This is a genomic window from Pectobacterium sp. S5, assembly GCF_051707265.1.
Classification (GTDB): domain Bacteria; phylum Pseudomonadota; class Gammaproteobacteria; order Enterobacterales; family Enterobacteriaceae; genus Pectobacterium; species Pectobacterium polare.
Genome location: NZ_JAULSZ010000004.1, coordinates 385,569 through 406,412, shown reverse-complemented (window position 1 = coordinate 406,412; position 20,844 = coordinate 385,569). Strand labels below are relative to the sequence as shown.

Annotated in this window: 21 protein-coding genes; 17 read left to right on the top strand and 4 right to left on the bottom strand. The window is 53.1% G+C overall.

All coding sequences use genetic code 11. The features are described 5' to 3' along the window. The first annotated feature begins 94 nt into the window (after positions 1–94). The 7 genes from glyA to QWJ20_RS16665 all read left to right on the top strand — a co-directional run bounded on the left by glyA (position 95) and on the right by QWJ20_RS16665 (position 8,370). On the top strand, positions 95–1,348 hold the full coding sequence (gene glyA / locus QWJ20_RS16695; RefSeq protein ID WP_120358690.1) for a serine hydroxymethyltransferase: 1,254 nt from the start codon (positions 95–97) through the stop codon (positions 1,346–1,348). A 296-nt stretch (positions 1,349–1,644) separates the two neighbouring features. Further along, positions 1,645–2,805, top strand: coding sequence for a 3-phenylpropionate MFS transporter (locus QWJ20_RS16690; protein WP_323635731.1), 1,161 nt, complete (start codon positions 1,645–1,647; stop codon positions 2,803–2,805). 43 nt (positions 2,806–2,848) lie between these two features. Continuing rightward, the gene (locus QWJ20_RS16685) at positions 2,849–3,508 is read left to right on the top strand and encodes a DUF1007 family protein (RefSeq protein ID WP_233968593.1); all 660 of its coding nucleotides are present in this window, start codon (positions 2,849–2,851) and stop codon (positions 3,506–3,508) included. Then, entirely contained in the window at positions 3,499–4,602 is a 1,104-nt protein-coding gene (locus tag QWJ20_RS16680) for a nickel/cobalt transporter (protein WP_433993052.1), read from the top strand. The genes QWJ20_RS16685 and QWJ20_RS16680 overlap by 10 nt, the downstream gene beginning before the upstream one ends. Positions 4,603–4,720: 118 nt before the next feature. Next, positions 4,721–5,848: an ABC transporter substrate-binding protein gene (locus QWJ20_RS16675; RefSeq protein ID WP_109411557.1), complete on the top strand. Its 1,128-nt coding sequence runs from the start codon at positions 4,721–4,723 to the stop codon at positions 5,846–5,848. 446 nt (positions 5,849–6,294) lie between these two features. Next, on the top strand, positions 6,295–7,962 hold the full coding sequence (locus tag QWJ20_RS16670; protein WP_174876711.1) for a methyl-accepting chemotaxis protein: 1,668 nt from the start codon (positions 6,295–6,297) through the stop codon (positions 7,960–7,962). Positions 7,963–8,046: 84 nt separating this feature from the next. After that, positions 8,047–8,370 carry a hypothetical protein gene (locus tag QWJ20_RS16665; RefSeq protein ID WP_120358686.1) on the top strand — a complete coding sequence of 108 codons (324 nt, stop codon included), beginning with the start codon at positions 8,047–8,049 and terminating at the stop codon, positions 8,368–8,370. A 129-nt stretch (positions 8,371–8,499) separates the two neighbouring features. Here the strand turns inward: QWJ20_RS16665 and QWJ20_RS16660 are convergent, their stop codons facing one another. The 4 genes from QWJ20_RS16660 to suhB form a co-directional block, all read right to left on the bottom strand. Then, positions 8,500–9,300 (bottom strand): ABC transporter ATP-binding protein, encoded by an 801-nt coding sequence (locus tag QWJ20_RS16660; RefSeq protein ID WP_095700243.1) that lies wholly within the window; start codon positions 9,298–9,300, stop codon positions 8,500–8,502. Beyond that, the gene (locus QWJ20_RS16655) at positions 9,297–10,280 is read right to left on the bottom strand and encodes a FecCD family ABC transporter permease (protein WP_370529541.1); all 984 of its coding nucleotides are present in this window, start codon (positions 10,278–10,280) and stop codon (positions 9,297–9,299) included. The genes QWJ20_RS16660 and QWJ20_RS16655 overlap by 4 nt, the downstream gene beginning before the upstream one ends. Positions 10,281–10,385: 105 nt before the next feature. After that, complete coding sequence (locus QWJ20_RS16650; RefSeq protein ID WP_433993051.1) at positions 10,386–11,504, bottom strand: ABC transporter substrate-binding protein; 1,119 nt, start codon at positions 11,502–11,504, stop codon at positions 10,386–10,388. Positions 11,505–11,659: 155 nt separating this feature from the next. Continuing rightward, positions 11,660–12,463: an inositol-1-monophosphatase gene (gene suhB / locus QWJ20_RS16645; protein WP_039486077.1), complete on the bottom strand. Its 804-nt coding sequence runs from the start codon at positions 12,461–12,463 to the stop codon at positions 11,660–11,662. A 135-nt stretch (positions 12,464–12,598) separates the two neighbouring features. Here suhB and trmJ point away from each other — a divergent pair, with 135 nt between their 5' ends. The 10 genes from trmJ (at position 12,599) to pepB (ending at position 20,831) form a co-directional block, all read left to right on the top strand. Beyond that, a complete protein-coding gene (trmJ, locus tag QWJ20_RS16640) occupies positions 12,599–13,324 on the top strand; it encodes a tRNA (cytosine(32)/uridine(32)-2'-O)-methyltransferase TrmJ (RefSeq protein ID WP_174876709.1) in 726 nt (241 codons plus the stop codon). 119 nt (positions 13,325–13,443) lie between these two features. Then, a complete protein-coding gene (gene iscR / locus QWJ20_RS16635; protein ID WP_039306127.1) occupies positions 13,444–13,938 on the top strand; it encodes a Fe-S cluster assembly transcriptional regulator IscR in 495 nt (164 codons plus the stop codon). Positions 13,939–14,203: 265 nt separating this feature from the next. Next, positions 14,204–15,418, top strand: coding sequence for an IscS subfamily cysteine desulfurase (locus QWJ20_RS16630; RefSeq protein ID WP_039284484.1), 1,215 nt, complete (start codon positions 14,204–14,206; stop codon positions 15,416–15,418). A gap of 24 nt (positions 15,419–15,442) precedes the next feature. Then, positions 15,443–15,829 (top strand): Fe-S cluster assembly scaffold IscU, encoded by a 387-nt coding sequence (gene iscU, locus QWJ20_RS16625; RefSeq protein WP_005970177.1) that lies wholly within the window; start codon positions 15,443–15,445, stop codon positions 15,827–15,829. Positions 15,830–15,910: 81 nt separating this feature from the next. Beyond that, positions 15,911–16,234, top strand: a complete 324-nt coding sequence (iscA, locus tag QWJ20_RS16620) for an iron-sulfur cluster assembly protein IscA (RefSeq protein WP_014916217.1) — start codon at positions 15,911–15,913, stop codon at positions 16,232–16,234. A gap of 71 nt (positions 16,235–16,305) precedes the next feature. Continuing rightward, positions 16,306–16,824 carry a co-chaperone HscB gene (gene hscB / locus QWJ20_RS16615; protein ID WP_095700238.1) on the top strand — a complete coding sequence of 173 codons (519 nt, stop codon included), beginning with the start codon at positions 16,306–16,308 and terminating at the stop codon, positions 16,822–16,824. Positions 16,825–16,899: 75 nt separating this feature from the next. Then, entirely contained in the window at positions 16,900–18,750 is a 1,851-nt protein-coding gene (gene hscA / locus QWJ20_RS16610; RefSeq protein ID WP_433993050.1) for a Fe-S protein assembly chaperone HscA, read from the top strand. Between the two features lies 1 nt (position 18,751). After that, positions 18,752–19,087 (top strand): ISC system 2Fe-2S type ferredoxin, encoded by a 336-nt coding sequence (fdx, locus tag QWJ20_RS16605; RefSeq protein WP_095700236.1) that lies wholly within the window; start codon positions 18,752–18,754, stop codon positions 19,085–19,087. Positions 19,088–19,108: 21 nt separating this feature from the next. Next, entirely contained in the window at positions 19,109–19,309 is a 201-nt protein-coding gene (gene iscX, locus QWJ20_RS16600; protein WP_095995206.1) for a Fe-S cluster assembly protein IscX, read from the top strand. 214 nt (positions 19,310–19,523) lie between these two features. Further along, positions 19,524–20,831 (top strand): aminopeptidase PepB, encoded by a 1,308-nt coding sequence (gene pepB, locus QWJ20_RS16595; protein WP_433993049.1) that lies wholly within the window; start codon positions 19,524–19,526, stop codon positions 20,829–20,831. Positions 20,832–20,844: the final 13 nt, after the last annotated feature.

Sequence of the window (20,844 nt, the reverse complement as noted above, 5' to 3'; positions counted from 1 at the left end):
TTACACTATACGCCATTCCCCAAAAGGGTAGCCCAATTCCCAAATGGGTCATTAATTCCCAGTATATTTATGTTAGCTGAGTCAGGAGATCCGGATGTTAAAGCGTGAAATGAACATTGCCGATTATGATGCCGACCTGTGGCAAGCAATGGAGCAAGAAGTGGTGCGTCAGGAAGAGCACATTGAACTGATTGCGTCAGAAAACTACACCAGCCCACGCGTTATGCAGGCTCAAGGGTCTCAGCTGACGAACAAGTATGCTGAAGGTTATCCGGGCAAGCGTTACTACGGCGGCTGTGAGTATGTTGACATCGTTGAGCAGTTGGCGATCGATCGTGCGAAAGCACTGTTCGGTGCAGATTATGCCAACGTGCAGCCACACTCCGGCTCTCAGGCTAACTTTGCCGTTTACACCGCGCTGCTGCAGCCGGGCGACACCATTCTGGGTATGAACCTGGCGCACGGTGGTCACTTGACGCACGGTTCTCCGGTTAACCTGTCAGGTAAACTGTATAACGTCATTCCTTACGGCATCGACGAAAGCGGCAAGATCGACTACGACGAAATGGCTGAACTGGCGCGTACGCACAAGCCAAAAATGATCGTTGGCGGTTTCTCTGCTTACTCTGGCGTTGTTGACTGGGCGAAGATGCGCGAAATTGCTGACAGCATCGGTGCTTACCTGTTTGTTGATATGGCGCACGTTGCCGGTCTGATCGCTGCTGATGTTTACCCTAACCCGGTTCCTCATGCTCACATCGTGACCACCACCACGCACAAAACGCTGGCTGGCCCACGCGGTGGCCTGATTCTGGCGAAAGGCGGCGACGAAGAGCTGTACAAAAAACTGAACTCTGCGGTATTCCCTGGCGGTCAGGGCGGCCCGTTGATGCACGTTATCGCCGGTAAAGCCGTTGCGCTGAAAGAAGCGATGGAGCCTGAATTCAAGGTTTACCAGCAGCAGGTTGCGAAAAACGCCAAAGCAATGGTTGAAGTCTTCCTGTCACGTGGTTTCAACGTTGTTTCTGGTGCAACCAGCAACCACCTGTTCCTGCTGGATCTGGTGAGCAAAAACCTGACTGGTAAAGAAGCTGATGCTGCGCTGGGCCGTGCGAACATCACCGTGAACAAAAACAGCGTGCCTAACGATCCGAAGAGCCCGTTTGTGACTTCTGGTATCCGTATCGGTACGCCAGCGGCAACCCGTCGCGGCTTTAAAGAAGCGGAAGTGCGTGAACTGGCTGGCTGGATCTGTGATGTGTTGGACAACATCAACGACGAAGCGACCATTGAGCGCGTGAAACAGAAAGTTCTGGAGATCTGCGCCCGCTTCCCGGTTTACGCATAATTCGGCATTTTCTCTGACATCATTGTCGGAACACGTCCTAAACGCCAGCCTGAGTGCTGGCGTTTTTTATGGCGTGCCATCCCTGGCCGCCACCCTGCGGGCCGTTGCTGACGCAATGTTAAAAATTTCTCCCGGAAATTTTTTATGCCTGTCGATCGGTCGATACTTCCGTTCACGTTTAATGGCGAATAACGCGTTGCACCGCCGCATGCACTCTGACACAGTAACCGGCAAAAAAGAGTAGCCAGCAAAAAAGTGCTGAAGCTAGGAGAGTTCGTCATCGAAAGGGAGGAATCATGGTTTTGCAATCGACGCGCTGGTTAGCGCTGAGCTATTTCACCTACTTTTTTTGCTATGGCGTTTTCCTGCCGTTTTGGGGCGGGTGGCTGAAAGGTGAGGGGCTGTCCGCTGAGTCGATCGGCATGCTGCTGGGCGCGGGGCTCGTGGCGCGCTTCGTCGGCAGTCTGGTCATCACGCCAAGCGTGAAAGATCCGTCCAAATTGATTACGGTGTTACGTGGACTGGCGTTGCTGTCACTGGCGCTGGTCGTCGGTTTCTGGCTGGGTAATGCCTGGCTGTGGCTGATGATAGTGATGATCGGGTTTAACCTGTTTTTTGCACCGCTGGTGCCACTGACGGATGCATTAGCGGCGACGTGGCAGCGACAGGTCGTGATGGATTACGGCAAGGTGCGCGTCTGGGGTTCGATCGCGTTTGTTATCGCTTCTGCCGCAACGGGGGAACTGGTCGCTATCTGGGGACACCCCGCGATTCTGGCAATCCTCAGCGCGGGGCTGGTTGTGATGCTAGTAGGCATGCTGCTTCGTCCCAGCGTGATGCCACAAGCGGCAACGTCGACAGCGCAGTCGGTTAGCGTCACGCCGTGGAAACGATTGCTGACCGAACCTGCGGTATGGCGCTTCCTGCTTTGCGTGTCGCTGCTGCAAGGTGCGCATGCGGCTTACTATGGTTTCAGCGTCATTTATTGGCAGGATTCGGGCTATTCCGCCTCGATTATCGGCTATCTCTGGTCATTGGGCGTGGTCGCGGAGATTGTCATCTTTACCTTCAGCCAACGGTTGTTCCGACGCTGGAGCGCCAGACAGCTTTTACTGCTCTCTGCCATATGCGGCGTGGTGCGCTGGGGCTTGATGGGGGCGACGGTGGCTCTGCCGTGGCTGATTGTGATACAGATATTGCACTGTGGAACCTTCACCGTCTGCCATCTGGCTGCCATGCGTTTTATCGCCGCACGCAGCGATGGGGACGTATTGCGGTTACAGGCGGTGTATTCCGCGCTGGCAATGGGCGGGAGTATCGCGGTGATGACGATGGTGTCCGGTTTCCTGTTTGAACATCTACAGGGCGGAACGTTCTGGGTGATGGCGCTGTTGGCGGTTCCGGCTCTGTTTATCCGGCCTTCCGTCAGTCACCATACTGTGGTCGGAAAGGCGTAAGTCATGGCGCGCATTGTCAATATAACGTAGTGTGGTAAAAATAATGTTACATTATAACGCTTTGAAACGGTGGTGCGGACGGATAACGTTGCTGATAACAGGTCTGGCATGCGGCCAGCCCGTTTTTGCTCACCCACACAGTTTTATTGATATGCAGACGACAGTTGAGAGCCAGAACGACAACATCACCGGTTTACGTATGCTGTGGACGATGGATCCCATCACGTCTGCCGACCTGTTGTATGACGCTGGGAAAGCGAAGAAGGATTCTGAAGTCTGGAAAAAGCTGGCAGCGGAAGTGATGGCAAATGTATTAGGGCAGCATTATTTCACCGATATTTATCGTGATGGCCAGCCCGTGAAATATGCGCCGATGCCAACCGAATATCACCTTTCCCGCAAAGGCAATCAGGCGGTATTGGAGTTTGTGCTGCCGCTGGCGCATCCACAGCCTCTGGCCGGCAAGCCTTTGCTGATTTCTACCTACGATCCTACCTACTTTGTCGATATGTCCTACCAGAACGACAAGGCCGTTAAACTAGCGCCTGCGCTGGCTTCACGTTGTAAAACCTCGCTCGTCACGCCGGAACCCAACACAGAACTGCAATCTTATGCGCTATCACTGGATAAGAACGATGCGCCGGATGAAGACATGGAGCTAGGGAAACAGTTTGCACAGCGGGTGACGTTACAATGTCAGTGAACCTCAACTTGCTGCCGCGTCAGCGTCCGTTGTTGAGTCGGCTGTACGATCTGTGGCCGCTGTGGCTGTTCTTGGCGCTGCTGGCCTTAGCGCTGCATTACATCGTGGGGTACTGGCCGCAAATCGTGCTGCAAAGCGCGATCTGGCAGAAATCGCTGCATCAGCAGATGTCGCACCTGTTGCAGATGGTGGAACAGCAACCGCATCAGGCGGGGCTGAGTCTGATGATGTTCAGTCTGGTCTATGGCGTGCTTCATGCCGTCGGGCCGGGGCACGGTAAAGTCGTCATCATGACCTATCTGGCGACACACCCGTCGAAGCTGAAAAGCAGCCTGAAGTTGACGCTTGCTGCGTCGTTGGTACAGGGGCTGATGGCGGTAGCGCTGGTGACCATAGTATTAGGGATCTTGCAGTTATCCAGCCGAACGCTGCATAGCAGCAGCTTCTGGATGGAAAAGGGAAGCTTTGTGCTGGTGGCGGGGCTGGGGCTGCTGCTCTGTTTCCGTGCGTTGAAACAGCTGTATATCGCCATCGTGCGGCAGCCTAAGCCGGCGATGATTTTGCGCGTAACGCCTTTTCATGTAACGACTTCTCACGTCACCCAGTTTAACGTACCAACCGATAGACGTATGGTGCTTCGTCCGACGCCTGCGCTTTCCTCTTCTCCTCATCAACACGATGCTGACTGCGGCTGCGGGCACCGCCATCTCCCGAGCAATGAAGAACTTGAGCGCGATAGCAACTGGCGTACGCGTCTGATGATTGTGCTGGCGATGGGCATGCGCCCGTGCTCAGGTGCTATTCTGGTGCTGCTTTTCTCTAAAGTGATCGGCGTGTATTGGTGGGGCGTCGCCTCTGCGCTGGTGATGGCAGCCGGAACGGCGATCACGATCTCGGCACTGGCCGTGTTGGTTTTTTACTGCCGTCGCGTGGTTGAGCGCTTAGGTGCAAACCGTGCCTCGCCCGTGTGGCAGCGTGCGACGTTTTCTCTTCTTGCGTTTGCCGGCGGGCTGATTTTAGTTGGCTCCGGCGTCCTGCTTTACCTCAGTGCACAGCCCGCGATGATGGGCGGTATTCGGCCATTCTCTGGCTAATTTTACCTTTTATTAACGCCGCGCTAAAAACCCATTGCTTCTGATAATCACGGCAGGATATCATTTCAATAATGATAACTATTATCATTTATAACCATAATCGCAGAAGGGAATAATAATGAAGAAATGGCTGTTTTCAGTCGTTGCTCTGTTGGGGCTGAGTGCGAGCGTTGCCGCCAGCGCTAACCCGATTGTTATTGAAGACGTTAGTGGCAGGAAAGTAGAAATCAAATCCGAAGTGAAGCGGATTATCTTAGGGGAAGGTCGACAGATTTATCTACTGGCTGCTTTTGATACCGAGGCACCGTTCCAGCGCGTCGTTGGCTGGCGTGACGATCTGCCGAAAGCCGATTATGACGGCTATATGGCTTATGAAAAGCAATACCCGGAAATCAAAAAGCTGCCGACCTTTGGCGGAGCGAAAGACGGCACCTTCAACGTCGAGCAGGCATTGACGCTGAAGCCGGATTTGGTACTGATGAATCTGGAGTCAAAAGCGGCGACGGATGAAGGCAAACTGATCGAGAAACTCAGTTCGCTGGGGATTCCGGTGGTGTTCATCGATTTCCGCGAGAAGCCGTTTGAGAACGCAGAAAAAAGCATTCACATCATGGGCCAGCTGGTTGGCAAACCACAGCGTGCGGAAGAGATTATTAAATTCCGTCGTGAGCAGATTGAGCTCGTCACCGATCGGTTGAAGAACTATCAGGGGCCACGCCCGAAAGTGATGATCGACCGTGCAGGCGGCTATGACGAAGAGTGCTGCATGTCATTTGGTGATGAGAACTTTGGCCGTATGGTTGAGGCCGCTGGCGGTGACAACATTGCCAAAAATATCATCCCCGGCACGTTTGGTACGTTGAACCCTGAACAGATTATCAGCTCTCGCCCAGATGTGGTGGTGGTGACAGGGGCTAACTGGAAAAACTACAACACAGCGAATGGCTGGGTTGGCGTCGGACCGGGAGCCGATCAGAAGGAAGCGCTGCAACGCCTGCAAAAGCTGATGGAACGCTCAGCATTCAAAACGCTGCCGGTAGCAACCGATGGCAACGCCCATGCAATCTGGCATCAGTTCTATGACAGCCCGTATCAGTTTGTGGCGATCCAGGTATTAGCAAAATGGATGCACCCGGAACTGTTTAAGGATATCGATCCTGATGCAACGTTCCGTACCTTCCACGAGAAGTTCCTGCCGCTGACATATCAGCCAGGCTACTGGGTTACGCTGCCAGCGAAGAAATAACGCCGTCAGGCAGTAAGCCAGATAATGCAGTAAACCAGATAATAGAAAAGCACTGAACCTCATCGGTCAGTGCTTTTTTTTGTGCTTTTTTCACCGATTTTATCGCCTGACGAACAATCGAAAAATATATCTGCCGTTCATCGCAACATGGCTGATGAAGGACTTTTCGCAAGTCATTCTCTTCTAATTAATTTGTTGCAGGATCAATGGATGTTTATGACGATCGATTATCTCACTTTGATAGATTTTGGCTATTGTTTTGAGATTATTAAGTGATTTTAATGATCGATGCTATCAAGCTGTCTGCTTCTGTGGCGATAATTGAACGTGGTAAAGGTATGTCTGATTTTTACGCAAAACGCCATGTAGGGAGGGAAATTCGGTTTATTCGACATACCGGAATCAGGAAAAAAATACGGTATAAAAATTCAAAAAATGGAGCGGTTATGAATATCACGCAACGCCTGCTGTTGACGTTTTCGCTAATGTCGCTGGCGCTTATTTCATTAGTTATTGTTACTTTATCATTGTTATCAGGGTTCCAATCTCGTTTTGAATATGTTCAGGATAATGCGATTCCGAGCATTAAAGATTTAAATAGTTTGGTGGATAAAAGTAATTCGCTGGTGCTTTTTTTGTATCGTCATCAGACCACGGATGATGATCGCAAGCTGCCCGCGATTGAGCAGGACATTAATAGAACCATCGAGGAAATAAAGACGCTCAATGAGTATTACCTGATCAATGATGCCTCCAGTGAGGAGGATCGCCAACTGACCCATACGGCGATTGATCTGACCAAAAAATTACAGGTATCGCTACCTGTTTTTCTTAACGCATCAAAGGCGAACCAAAACGAGATCGCGCTTGGCCTGTTGCAAGGAGCAAACGGACCTGGAGAAGCGGTACGTGAGTTACTCGCCAATTACCGTAAGCAATTCGATCTGAATGTTGAAATGGGTGACGAACTGCGTCAACTGAATAAACGGATTTATGACCAAACGTGGTTTGGCCTGTTGTCCGGTACGTTATTGATCGTATTGTTGATCGGCTTTTTCGCGGTGAGAACCATTCTGGGCATTAGAAAAAGTTTGAATAACATGAGCCAAACGATGGAAAGCGTTAGCACCCATCTCGACCTGACGATTCAAGCGGACGATCGACGCAAGGATGAAGTGGGAAATACCGCCCGCGCCTTTAACAGCCTGATGCAGCGGGTATCCTCAGCGCTGGCTTCGGTGAGTGCTTCATCGCAATCGGTGAGTAGCGCGGCAACGCAGATTGCAGCGGGGAATGAAGATCTGTCATCCCGCACCGAGGAACAGGCGGCTTCGCTGGAACAAACGGCGGCCAGTATGACGGAAATCAGTGAGACGGTGCGCCAGAACGCGGAGAACACGCAACAGGCGAGCCTGCTGGCAGGCAATGCCAGCAAGATCTCCATCAATAGCGCGGATTCCGTCAACACGATGCTGAATACGATGGAACACATTCGCACCAGCTCAGGCAAGATCACCGACATCATTGCGCTTATTGAAGGTATTGCGTTTCAGACTAATATCCTCGCACTGAATGCGGCGGTAGAAGCTGCGCGTGCCGGTGAGCAGGGGCGTGGTTTTGCGGTGGTGGCGGGAGAAGTGCGTACGCTGGCACAGCGGTCGTCTACCGCGGCGCGCGAAATCAAGGATCTGATTGATGCCTCAAACTCGCTGGTGTCGGCGGGCGTCGATCAAGCCAGCGATGTAGGGAAAAACATGTCTGCAATGAAGGATGCGATCCAGCAGGTGACGGATTTAGTCAATGAAATCGCGGCGGCGACCGAGGAACAAACTCAGGGGATCAGTCAGGTGCATCAGGCTGTTAACCAGATGGATGATGTGACTCAGCAAAACGCCTCATTAGTGGAAGAGGCGTCTGCGGCGTCGCAGTCGTTGCAGGAACAGGCAAGTACGTTGAGCCAACTGGTGGGGCAGTTCATTGTGGGGCAGGTTACCCCTCTGGCGCTGGCCTCCGCTTCTGCATCCGCGCTACCTGGAATATCCGCGCCGCGTCTTTCTCCCGTAAGGAAAAAAGCTGTCATTGCTTCGGATGAAGCAGACTGGCAGCGTTTCTAATCTATCGCGCCGTATACTGCGCAGTAAGGCGGTATACGGCTATAGGTTCGATTGACCAGTGCGAAAGCCAAGGGAGATGACGGTATGGAATCGACTGAGCACAGTGCGGAAAATCTGGGGGATTATGCGTCGCTACTGACGGAATTCGAGCATATGACCGCGTTGCTTACTCAGCTAATGAAAAGTGATTACCGCACACTCGATCTCTATCTCAATAATTGCAGCCACCTTATTTTGCGATTTACTGCAATTTATAAACTGCTCGATAAACCCGAGTTTGAACATTATCTGAAGCATAATGACGCGGCGCTCTACTACAACGTAAACAGCGTGGGTTTGGCATTGCGTCTGTTTGAGAACATGCTGACGAACATGCGCGATGGGCTTGCTTCTGCACGTTTGTGCTGAATAGCGGCAATGTGAGGTATAGCGGGTTCGGTGTGAAAATGGTTCTGGTGCGGTGAATCAGCGTCGTCGCGTTTGGTAAGCTAGGTAAGACGGTGAGGGAACTCACCGTCTTTTCGTACAGATAAAAGCTTAGACGGTAGGTTCGCTGACCAGCCCATCGATAATCACCTGCGGCACGCCCTGCGAACAGCGTTCGATGCGTCCGCGTACGCCATAGACTGCTGACAGGCTTTCCGGGCTAATTACCTCGGCCGGTGCACCATCGGCAATCAGATTACCGTTTTGCAGCATCAATACATGGTCGCCGTGACGCAGCGCAATATTGATGTCATGCACCACTACGACGGTGATGATGTTGCGCTTGCGCGTTTCCTTGCGTACCAAATCCATCACGTGGAACTGATAGTTCAGATCCAACGCGCTGAGCGGTTCGTCCAGCAGGAGCAGCGAAGGTTGACGGATCAGCGATTGCGCTAACCCTACCAGCTGTTTCTGTCCGCCAGAGAGCTGATCGAGATAGCTTAAAGCCAGATGTTCAATGCCCAACTGACGCAGCAGGTTCATTACTTCATCCTGCTTTTCAGCGTTGTGCATGCCGCCAGACGCGCGCTGTGCGACGATAATCGATTCCAGCACGTGCAGGTGAACGCCTGCTGGCAACGATTGCGGCAGATAAACGACTTTTTCCGCCCGCTGAGTGAAAGGCAACGCCATCAGGTTGGTGTCATCCAACCACAGTTCACCTTCGGAAGCATTCAGACCGGCCATTGCACGCAATAGCGTGGATTTACCGCTGCCGTTGGGGCCGAGCAGCACGGTAATTTTTCCACGTGGCAGTTGCGGTACGGACAGGTCGCGAATCACCTGACGCTTGGGGTAACCGGCGCGAAAGTGGGAAAGGCGTAATCCAGAAGAGGTTTGCTGGTTCATACGTTTCCTCTGTGGCGCAGGATAATACTCAGGAAGAAGGGAACGCCAACCAGTGATGTGACGATCCCGACCGGGATAATGACGCCGGGGATGAGATTTTTCGAGGCAACGGATGCCATCGACAGCACCAGCGCGCCAGTTAACGCACTGGCAGGCAGATAAAAGCGATGATCTTCACCGAAAATCATACGTGCGATATGTGGAGCAACCAGACCGATAAAGCCGATGGGGCCAACAAACGCGACTGAAATGGCGGACAAAATACTGATGCGCAGCAATGTCGCCAGACGCAGGCGGCGAACGTTAATGCCAAAACTCACGGCACGATCTTCACCCAACCGCAGCGCGGTCAGTTTCCATGAGCTCATCAGCGAAATGGGCATCACGATAGCGAGCACCAGCAGCAGAATCCCCAATTTTTCCCACGAGGCACGAGCCAGACTGCCCATCGTCCAGAACACCAGACCTTGCAGCGTGTCTTCGTTGGCGATGAACTGGAGCATGGAAACCAGCGCATTAAAGGTGAACACCAGCGCGATACCGAACAGCACCACGCCGGAGGTAGCGACCTGCGTCCAGCGCGTAATACCATCAAGCAGCAACGCTGCCAGCAGCGCAAAGATAAAAGCGTTTGCGGAGATAAACCACTGAGCCGGAATACCGGGGATACCGATACCGAGGACGATAGCCAGCGCAGCACCGAATGCAGCAGCGGAAGAAACGCCGAGCGTAAACGGGCTGGCCAGCGGGTTGTTCAGGATCGTCTGCATTTCTGCACCGGCCAGACCAAGTGACAGTCCAACCACGATAGCCATCAGCGCGTAAGGCAGACGAATATCCCAGACGATCACGCGTGTACCCGCATCGGCGCTGGCCGGATCGGTCAGCGTCTGCCAAAGCACATCAAGCGTCAGCCCTGAAGGCCCCATCGTGAAATCCAGCAACAACGAGCCGATGATGATCAACAGCAGTATCGCCATAACACCTACACGGCGTCGAATGATGCCGCGATAGTTGTCCATAATGGTGTTGGCATCCGCGGCAGTATTGCGGATACCCGGTTCAGTGGTTGTACTCATTAAAAATTACTCACCTTGTTTCCAGGCAAAGATAAAGTCACTGTCAGGCAGCGAGGTAAAATTCTGAATGATATGGCGATACGTATCATCAGGATTCAGGCTGGTAAAGGCCTGAGGATAAATGTCCTTGGCCAGATATTCCATACCGACAATGTTGTAGGGATGGTTGTAAAAATGGTGGTAAACGCCGTAAACGTGTTTCGCCTGCACTGCTGGAATCTGGCTAATGCCAGTGCGGTTTAGCAGCGTAGCGGCCTGATTACGCACGTCTTCTGCGCTGGCACCATAGCCTAACGGCAGGACCTGACTGTTACCACGCTTAGAGCCTGTCATAATGTAGACGTCAGGTTTCATGCTGATAATTTTTTCCAGCGAGACAAAGCCTGACGCGCCCGGCAGTAAATCTGAGCCAATATTTTTCGCGCCGACCGCTTCAACCAATCCGCCCCAGCCGCTGTTGCTGTGTGTGAAGCAGCAGGAATCCGAGTTACCGGCAATTGGCTCAACAAAGACGCTAGGTTTCGGGGTGATTGCCGCGGTTTTCTGCTGAATAGCATCGAAGTGTTGACGATAGAAATCGGTATACGCTTTGGCATTGGCTTCCCGGTTCAGAACTTGACCCAACAGGTCGATGCTCGGAGCGGTATCTTTAGCCGGATTCACTTCATAATCGACGAACAGTACGGGAATATTCAGCGCGCTGAGCTTGTCGATCACACCGCTTTCCTTCAGTGCTGCCTTGGCACGCAGCTGGGCAATCATCAGATCCGGCTGTTTTGACAGTACGCTTTCCAGATCGACGTTGCCTTTGTCACTGAAGCCCATATCCAGAATTCCAACGGATTGAGGCCATTTTCCTTTCAGCATATCCCAGGTTGCGGTGTCCTGTTTTTTCGCCAGATTATTCCAGGCGACCAGACGCTGAAAGGGATTATCGCGGTCAAGCAATGCCATCGTCATAATATCGCGCCCATCTTGCAGAATGATGCGCTGCGGCTCTTGTTTAATGGTCACACTTCTTCCGTCGAAATCGGTGACGGTAAGAGGATATTGGGTGGCGTAGCTGAAAAGCGGAGTGGTGAGGAGTGCAGTCAGAAAGAGTGATCTTACTGATTTTCTTAACATGGTGGCGATCCTAATTCACAATTTATCGATGTAATGAGTTTGATAATTATTATCGTATAAGGATAAACAATGCGTATACAGGATTCATATGTAAAGAAAAATAACAACTCCGGCCCAATTTCGTTTTTATGAGGGTGGGCCGGAGTGGGTCGGAATTAGCGTTTCAGTGCGTCGCTCAGTTCTTCACGGATGGTGCCCAGAATGGATTTCACCACACGTGGGTTACCTGCAACCAGATTGCCGGATGCCAGATAGTTATGGCCGCCAACGAAATCGGTCACGATCCCGCCAGCTTCACGTACCAGCAGCTCACCACCGGCAAAATCCCACGGCTTCAGGCCGATTTCAAAGAAACCGTCAACGCGACCCGCGGCCACATAGGCCAGATCCAGTGCAGCAGAACCCGTACGACGGAAATCCGCACAGTGGGTGAACAGCGCGCCGATGACGTTGATATAGCTTTTGCTGTGTTGTTTTAATTTGAAAGGGAAACCTGTTGCCAGTACGGTGCCGTCCAGATCGCGGGCCGTGCTGCTGCGCAGACGGTAGCCGTTCAGCTGTGCGCCTTGACCGCGAGTCGCGGTAAACAGTTCATTACGCATAGGATCGTAAACAACGGCAACTTCGGTACGGCCTTTAATGCGGACCGCGATAGAAACAGCGAAGTGAGGTAAACGTTTGATGAAGTTGGTGGTGCCATCCAGAGGATCGATAACCCATTGTACTGCCGGATCTTCGCCAACCAGCTCGCCACACTCTTCACCAATGATGGTGTGCTGTGGGTAAGACTTACGGATGACTTCAACGATCAGACGTTCTGCATCCCGATCAACGTTGGTCACAAAATCGTTGCTGCCTTTCTGGCTAGCTTCGACGGCGTCTGGCGTTTCATAGTTCTTGGCAATTAAATTACCGGCTTTACGCGCAGCGCGTATAGCGATGTTGAGCATCGGATGCATGGTATCGGTCCACTGGAATGTTAAAGAACGGAAAGCGGCGCAGAGTATAGCAGCAGAAAAGTAAAATAGCTAAGTCTGTGTTAAGGTATGTCGGTTTCCTTTTCGCACGACTTCCTTTCGCACAATAGAGTACATATGTTAGACAATATTCGCATTGTTCTGGTTGAAACGTCGCACACTGGCAATATGGGATCAGTGGCCAGGGCGATGAAAACCATGGGATTAAGCAAACTGTATTTGGTCAACCCATTGGTGAAGCCTGATTCGCAGGCAATTGCGTTGGCGGCAGGCGCCAGCGATGTTATCGGCAATGCCACAATTGTGGATTCGTTCGATCAGGCGCTCGAAGGCTGTGGTCTGGTCGTTGGCACCAGCGCACGTTCTCGAACCTTACCCTGGCCGATGCTGGAACCGCGCGAGTGCGGCGTTCGTAGCGCGCAGGAAGCGGAACATGCGCCAGTAGCGCTGGTGTTTGGGCGTGAACGCGTGGGGCTGACGAACGAGGAACTACAGAAATGCCATTACCATGTGGCGATTCCCGCGAACCCCGAATACAGCTCGCTCAATCTGGCGATGGCGGTACAGATCATTGCTTATGAAGTGCGCATCGCGCATTTGGATCGCTTACAGGCTGGGCAGCCGGAACGTGAAGAGTCGCCGTACCCGCTGGTCGACGATCTGGAGCGGTTTTATCAGCATCTTGAACAGACGCTGCTGCAAACCGGATTTATCCGGCCAGCACATCAAGGGCAGGTAATGAACAAGCTGCGTCGCCTGTTTACCCGCGCCAGACCTGAAAGTCAGGAACTTAACATCTTACGTGGGATACTCAGTTCTGTACAAAAAACACACGACGAATAATACTTGAGTAATTTACTCGGTTAAATAGTTGACTAAAATACTCGGGAATGTCAGACTCACGTTATGTTCTGCCAATACATGTTTTCATAATACATGTTTTATCTACAGGTACCACTATCATGAGACTGACATCCAAAGGCCGTTACGCCGTTACCGCCATGCTCGATGTGGCTCTGCACTCCCAGGAAGGACCGGTTCCATTGGCGGATATTTCTGAACGCCAGGGTATTTCACTGTCTTATCTGGAGCAGCTATTTTCACGCTTGCGTAAGAATGGACTGGTTGCCAGTGTTCGTGGCCCGGGCGGCGGTTACCTGCTGGGTAAAAACGCGAATGAAATCGCTGTTGGTATGGTCATTTCGGCCGTCGATGAATCTGTTGATGCAACGCGTTGCCAGGGCCGCGAAGGCTGCCAGGGTGGCGATCGCTGCCTGACGCACACGCTGTGGCGCGATCTGAGCGACCGTATTACCGACTTCCTGAATAACATCACGCTGGATGAGCTGGTGAACAATAAGGAAGTACTGAACGTTGCGGATCGTCAGGATGCAGACACGCGACGCACTGCCAACGGACGTATCCAGGAAACGATCAACGTTAACCTGCGCGCCTAATATACCTTCAACGTGACGAGTACCTTTACTCGTCACGTTTTGCCTTTCTGATAGCCGCATAATCCTGACCACATTGCCCAATGTGGCATTGGCGTTAGTCCGACTGTCACGGCGTGTTCTGACGATAAGTGTTCTGACGATAAATTGTTCCACGATAACATCGCCAGATTTTTTGCATTGGCCCGAGAGGTTGCGGGTATAAACAGCCTGTCAATAAAACAAAACGCATTGTACGTTTTGAAGTGATGCACGGAGTTTATGAGCAATGAAGTTACCTATCTATCTCGATTATTCAGCTACCACGCCGGTTGACCCGCGCGTCGCTGAGAAAATGATGCAGTGTTTGACGTTGGACGGTACGTTCGGTAACCCGGCTTCCCGTTCCCACCGTTTTGGCTGGCAAGCGGAAGAGGCGGTTGATATCGCCCGTAACCAAATTGCTGAACTGGTCGGTGCCGACCCGCGTGAGATCGTCTTCACGTCAGGCGCGACCGAAGCCGATAACCTCGCGATTAAAGGTGTTGCCAACTTCTATCAGAAGAAGGGTAAGCACATCATCACCAGCAAGACCGAACACAAAGCCGTGCTGGATACCTGTCGTCAGCTTGAACGCGAAGGCTTCGAGGTCACTTATCTGGCCCCGCAGCGTAACGGCATTATCGATCTGGCTGAACTCGAAGCGGCAATGCGTGAGGACACCATTCTGGTTTCCATCATGCACGTCAATAATGAAATCGGCGTTGTGCAGGATATTGCCGCTATCGGTGACATGTGCCGTAGCCGCGGTATCGTGTTCCATGTTGATGCCACGCAAAGCGTCGGCAAACTGCCTATCGATCTGAACCAGTTAAAAGTGGATCTGATGTCTTTCTCCGGCCATAAAATCTATGGACCGAAAGGGATCGGGGCACTGTATGTTCGTCGTAAACCCCGTATTCGTCTCGAAGCGCAGATGCACGGCGGCGGTCATGAGCGCGGCATGCGTTCTGGTACCTTGCCTGTGCACCAGATTGTCGGCATGGGTGAAGCCTACCGCATCGCGAAAGAAGAGATGACCGCAGAAATGGATCGCCTGCGTGCGCTGCGCGATCGTCTGTGGAACGGTATTAATGATATTGAAGAAGTCTACCTGAATGGTGATATCGAGCAGGGCGTGCCCAATATCCTGAATGTCAGCTTCAACTATGTTGAAGGTGAATCGCTGATTATGGCGCTCAAGGATCTGGCGGTCTCGTCCGGTTCTGCCTGTACGTCGGCCAGTCTGGAGCCCTCCTACGTGTTACGTGCGCTGGGCATGAATGATGAGCTGGCACATAGCTCGATCCGTTTCTCGCTGGGACGTTTTACCACCGAAGAAGAGATCGACTACACCATCGAGCTGGTACGTAAATCCATCGGTCGTCTGCGCGATCTTTCTCCGTTGTGGGAAATGTTCAAGCAGGGCGTGGATATCAGCAGCATCGAGTGGGCGCATCATTAATTCACCAGATCGGGGACGACTATCATGGCTTACAGCGAAAAAGTAATTGATCACTATGAAAATCCACGCAACGTGGGTTCATTTGACAACGCCGATCCTTCTATCGGCAGCGGCATGGTCGGCGCGCCAGCGTGCGGCGATGTGATGAAGTTGCAGATAAAAGTCAACAATGAGGGTATCATCGAAGATGCCCGCTTCAAGACATACGGTTGTGGTTCTGCCATTGCCTCCAGCTCGCTGGTTACAGAGTGGGTAAAGGGCAAATCGCTGAATGAAGCTGAAGCGATTAAGAACACGCAGATTGCCGAAGAGCTTGAGCTACCGCCAGTGAAGATTCACTGCTCCATTCTGGCGGAAGACGCTATCAAGGCAGCGATTGCGGATTACAAAAGTAAACGCGACGCGCAGTAATCTCTGCGGCTGAACTCGGCGGGGCACCGTTTTCTCTCGGTGCCTGATTCCGTCGAGGTGGCGAACGATCGAGGTAACAGTATGTCGATTTCTCTGAGCGAAAGTGCGGCACAACGCGTGAACGCTTTCATCGCAAACCGAGGCAAAGGCCTTGGGCTGCGTCTTGGCGTACGGACATCCGGCTGTTCTGGGATGGCGTACGTGCTGGAGTTTGTTGATGATTTGAACGACGGTGATACGGTCTTTGAAGACAAAGGCGTAAAGGTCATCGTGGACGGCAAAAGTCTGGTCTATCTTGACGGAACCGAGTTGGATTTCGTCAAAGAAGGGCTGAACGAAGGCTTTAAGTTCAATAATCCGAACATTTCCGGCGAATGTGGTTGCGGCGAAAGTTTCAACGTCTGACCCCTCTTGGGTAGTGAGCGTGCGATCGATTAATAGCCTGCGTTGCTACCCAGAACTCCCAGAGTACCACTATGGATTACTTTACGTTATTCGGGCTGCCGATTCGCTATGATGTGGATGGCGGCCTGCTTGCATCCCGTTTTCAGGATTTGCAGCGGCAGTTCCATCCTGACCGTTATGCTGCCAGCTCAGAGCGCGAGCGCATGCTGGCGGTGCAGCAGGCGGCGACGATCAATAACGCCTATCAGGCGCTCAAGCATCCGCTGAGACGCGCGGAGTATATGTTGTCGCTGCATGGTTTTGATGTGAACAACGAACAGCATACGATGAAGGACACGGCATTCCTGATGGAACAGCTGGAACTGCGCGAAGAGCTGGACGTGATCTCACAGCGATCGGATGCCGATGAGGCACTGACGGCCTTCGCCGAGCGGTTGCAGGCAACGATCGTTAAGCGCCGTTCGTATATGCGTGATGAACTCGATAATGAGACGTGGACAGACGCCGCAGATACCGTGCGCAAGCTACGCTTTTTAGACAAGCTCCAGCAACAGGTTGAAGAACTCGAAGAACAATTGCTGGACAGATAACTGGTTAATCCGGCGGGTAACCCGATGGTGATTGCCATACTGGGTTTCTCGCCAGCCAATTGATGGAAGCTCAATATGGCCTTATTACAAATTAGTGAGCCTGGCCTTAGCGCCGCACCGCATCAGCGTCGTCTGGCTGTCGGTATTGATTTAGGCACCACCCATTCTCTTGTTGCCACCGTACGCAGCGGTGAAGCTCAGACGCTGGCAGATAGCTATGGGCGCGACTTACTGCCCTCGGTTGTCCACTATCGTCACGATAGTCACAGCGTCGGTTGGGATGCACGCGACAATGCTGCCCGCGATCTGGAAAATACCGTCAGCTCAGTCAAACGCCTGATGGGGCGTTCTCTGGACGACATTCAGCAACGCTACCCGCATTTACCGTATCACTTTCATGCCAGCGATAACGGCCTGCCGCTGATTCAGACGTCGGCTGGCAACCTCAATCCTGTACAGGTGTCGGCGGATATTTTGTCCGCGCTGGCTGCGCGTGCGGAAGCGGCGTTAGGCGGCGTGCCGGATGGCGTGGTGATTACCGTTCCTGCCTATTTCGATGACGCACAGCGTCAGGGCACTAAAGACGCGGCACGTCTTGCCGGGTTGCACGTATTGCGCCTGCTGAACGAACCGACTGCGGCCGCCATTGCCTACGGGCTGGATTCCGGTAAAGAGGGCGTGATCGCCATTTACGATCTGGGCGGTGGCACCTTTGATATTTCCATTCTGCGCCTGAGCCGTGGCGTCTTTGAAGTGCTGGCGACGGGCGGCGATTCTGCGTTGGGCGGTGATGATTTCGATCATCTGCTGGCGGAGTGGCTGCGTGAGCAGGCGGGTATTCACGATCGTGACGATCGTCAGTTAGATCATGCCTTTCGCCACGCGGCGGTGAAGGCTAAAGTTGCACTCAGCAGCGCCGAGTCGGTCCGTGTGGATGTCGCTGGTTGGCAGGGCGATATCACCCGTGAGCAGTTTGATTCGCTGATTGCTTCGCTGGTGAAACGCACGCTGCTGTCCTGCCGTCGCACGCTGAAAGACGCGGGGCAGGTGCCAGAAGACGTGCTGGAAGTCGTGATGGTGGGCGGATCGACCCGCGTTCCGCTGGTACGCGCTCAAGTCGGAACGTTTTTTGGCCGTACGCCGCTGACGTCGATCGATCCAGACAAGGTCGTGGCTATCGGTGCGGCGATTCAGGCGGATATTCTGGTGGGCAACAAGCCAGACAGCGAAATGCTGCTGCTGGACGTGATCCCGTTGTCGCTGGGACTGGAGACGATGGGCGGGCTGGTGGAAAAAATCATTCCGCGCAATACCACGATCCCGGTTGCTCGCGCACAGGAATTCACCACCTTCAAAGACGGCCAGAGCGGCATGATGATCCACGTCTTGCAGGGCGAGCGCGAAATGGTGGCAGATTGCCGTTCGCTTGCGCGCTTCTCACTGCGCGGCTTGCCGCCGCTGCCTGCTGGTGGAGCTCACATTCGCGTGACCTTTCAGGTTGATGCAGATGGCCTGCTGAGCGTCACGGCGATGGAGAAATCGACGGGCGTCGAGGCATCCATTCAGGTTAAACCGTCATACGGATTGAGCGATACGGAAATTGCCACGATGATCACCGATTCGATGCTGAATGCGAAAGAAGATGTCGGTGCGCGTCGTCTGGCAGAGCAAAAAGTGGAGGCTTCACGCGTGCTGGAAAGTTTGCAAAGCGCGCTGGTGGCTGACGCAGAGTTATTGAGCCATGACGAAAAAGGCATCATTGTCGCGGCATCCGAACACCTGCATACGATGATGCAGGGAAACGATCCCGTGGCGATTGAAGCCGCGATTAAAACAGTCGATCAACAAACCCAGGAATTCGCCGCCCGTCGCATGGATGCCTCTATCCGTCGCGCGCTGGCAGGCCATTCTGTGGATGAGGTGTAACATGCCTAAGATAGTCTTTTTACCGCATCAGGATCTGTGTCCTGAAGGCGCGGTTTTGGAAGCGGAACGCGGTGAAAGCATTTTGGAAGTCGCCCTGCGTAACGGTATTGACGTTGAGCACGCCTGCGAGAAATCCTGTGCCTGCACTACCTGCCATTGCATCGTGCGCGAAGGTTTCGACTCGCTGGCAGAAAGTACGGAAGATGAGGACGACATGCTGGATAAGGCCTGGGGGCTGGAGCCGGAAAGTCGTCTGGGCTGTCAGGCGCGTATCGCCGGGGACGATCTGGTTGTCGAGATCCCGCGCTATACGATCAACCACGCGCGCGAGCATTAATCTGCATAGGGAGTAACCGTTATGGGATTAAAATGGACAGACAGCCGGGCTATCGGCGAAGCGCTTTACGATAAGTTTCCCGATCTCGATCCGAAAACCGTACGTTTCACGGATATGCATCAGTGGATCTGCGAGCTGGATGAATTTGACGATCGGCCGGACGCCTCCAATGAAAAAATTCTGGAAGCGATCCTGCTGGTCTGGTTAGATGAAGCTGAATAACACGATGACGGGGCTGCCTTTGGTGGCCCGTTTTATTCTCGTGCCAACATTTGTAACATTTGCATGTCATGATGCACCGTTTATTTGTCTGCAAACCGAGTATTTATAAGCGAAAGCGTTTATAAACACGCATTGATAAGCAGAATGTCTGCAACTATGAACATCACCTGCAAACATGAAAAGTGGCAGGAATACCTATTATCGGAGAAGCACTATGACGAACAATACCATGCTGATTTCACTCTCCACTCAACCTGCTGACGCGCGCTGGGGAGAAAAAGCGACGCTGAGTGTGAATGAGCAGGGTTTTACCCTTCATGTCGGGGCGTCCCTGAATGGCAAAGCGGCACTGGCGGTGATCCAACGTGCTGCCCGCAAAATTGATGGGCAGGGGATTAAACACGTTAAGCTTGCCGGTGAAGGCTGGGATCTGGCAAACAGCTGGGCATTCTGGCAGGGATATCGCGGGCCGAAAGGGCAAAGAACGGTTGAATGGGCGGAACTGAATGACGCTGACAAGAAAGAGCTAAACGATCGCCTGAAGATTGTGGACTGGGTGCGTGACACCATCAACCTGCCTGCTGAAGATCTGGGGCCAGAGCAGCTTGCGACCCGTGCTGTAGACCTGCTGTGTGACGTCGCCTGTGACGCTATCAGTTATCGCATCACCAAAGGTGAAGATCTGCGTGAGCAGAATTATGCTGGCCTGCATACGGTGGGTCGCGGTTCTGAACGTCAACCGGTGCTGCTGGCGCTGGACTATAACCCGACGGGTAACGCGGATGCGCCAGTGTTCGCCTGTCTGGTCGGTAAAGGTATTACGTTTGATACCGGCGGCTACAGCCTGAAACCGAGCAGTTCCATGGATTCCATGAAATCGGACATGGGCGGGGCGGCCACTCTGACGGGCGCGCTCGCGCTGGCAGCTGCGCGCGGTTTGCAACAGCGTGTGAAGCTGTACCTGTGCTGCGCAGACAACATGGTGAGCGGCAATGCATTCCGACTGGGTGACATCATTCGCTACCGCAACGGTAAAACGGTTGAGGTAATGAACACCGATGCGGAAGGGCGTTTGGTGCTGGCGGATGGCCTGATCGATGCTTCTGAGCAGAATCCACAGTGGATTATCGACTGCGCAACATTGACGGGCGCGGCAAAAACGGCGCTGGGCAACGACTATCACGCGCTGTTCAGCTTCGATGATGAACTGGTGGCGGCATTGCAGGAAAGTGCGAAAGAAGAAAGCGAACCGTTCTGGCGTCTGCCATTGGAAGAGTTCCACCGCAGCCATCTGCCGTCCAGCTTTGCCGATCTGAACAACATTGCCAGTGGTGCACACACCGCTGGTGCCAGCACGGCAGCGGCTTTCTTGTCGCACTTTGTGAAAAATTATCAGCAGGGCTGGCTGCACATTGACTGTTCCGCGACGTACCGTAAAGGCGCGGTAGATCAGTGGGCGACGGGCGCAACGGGACTCGGCGTACGCACGCTGGCGAATCTCCTGCTGAGCAGCGCCAAGTAGTCGGTTCAGGTCT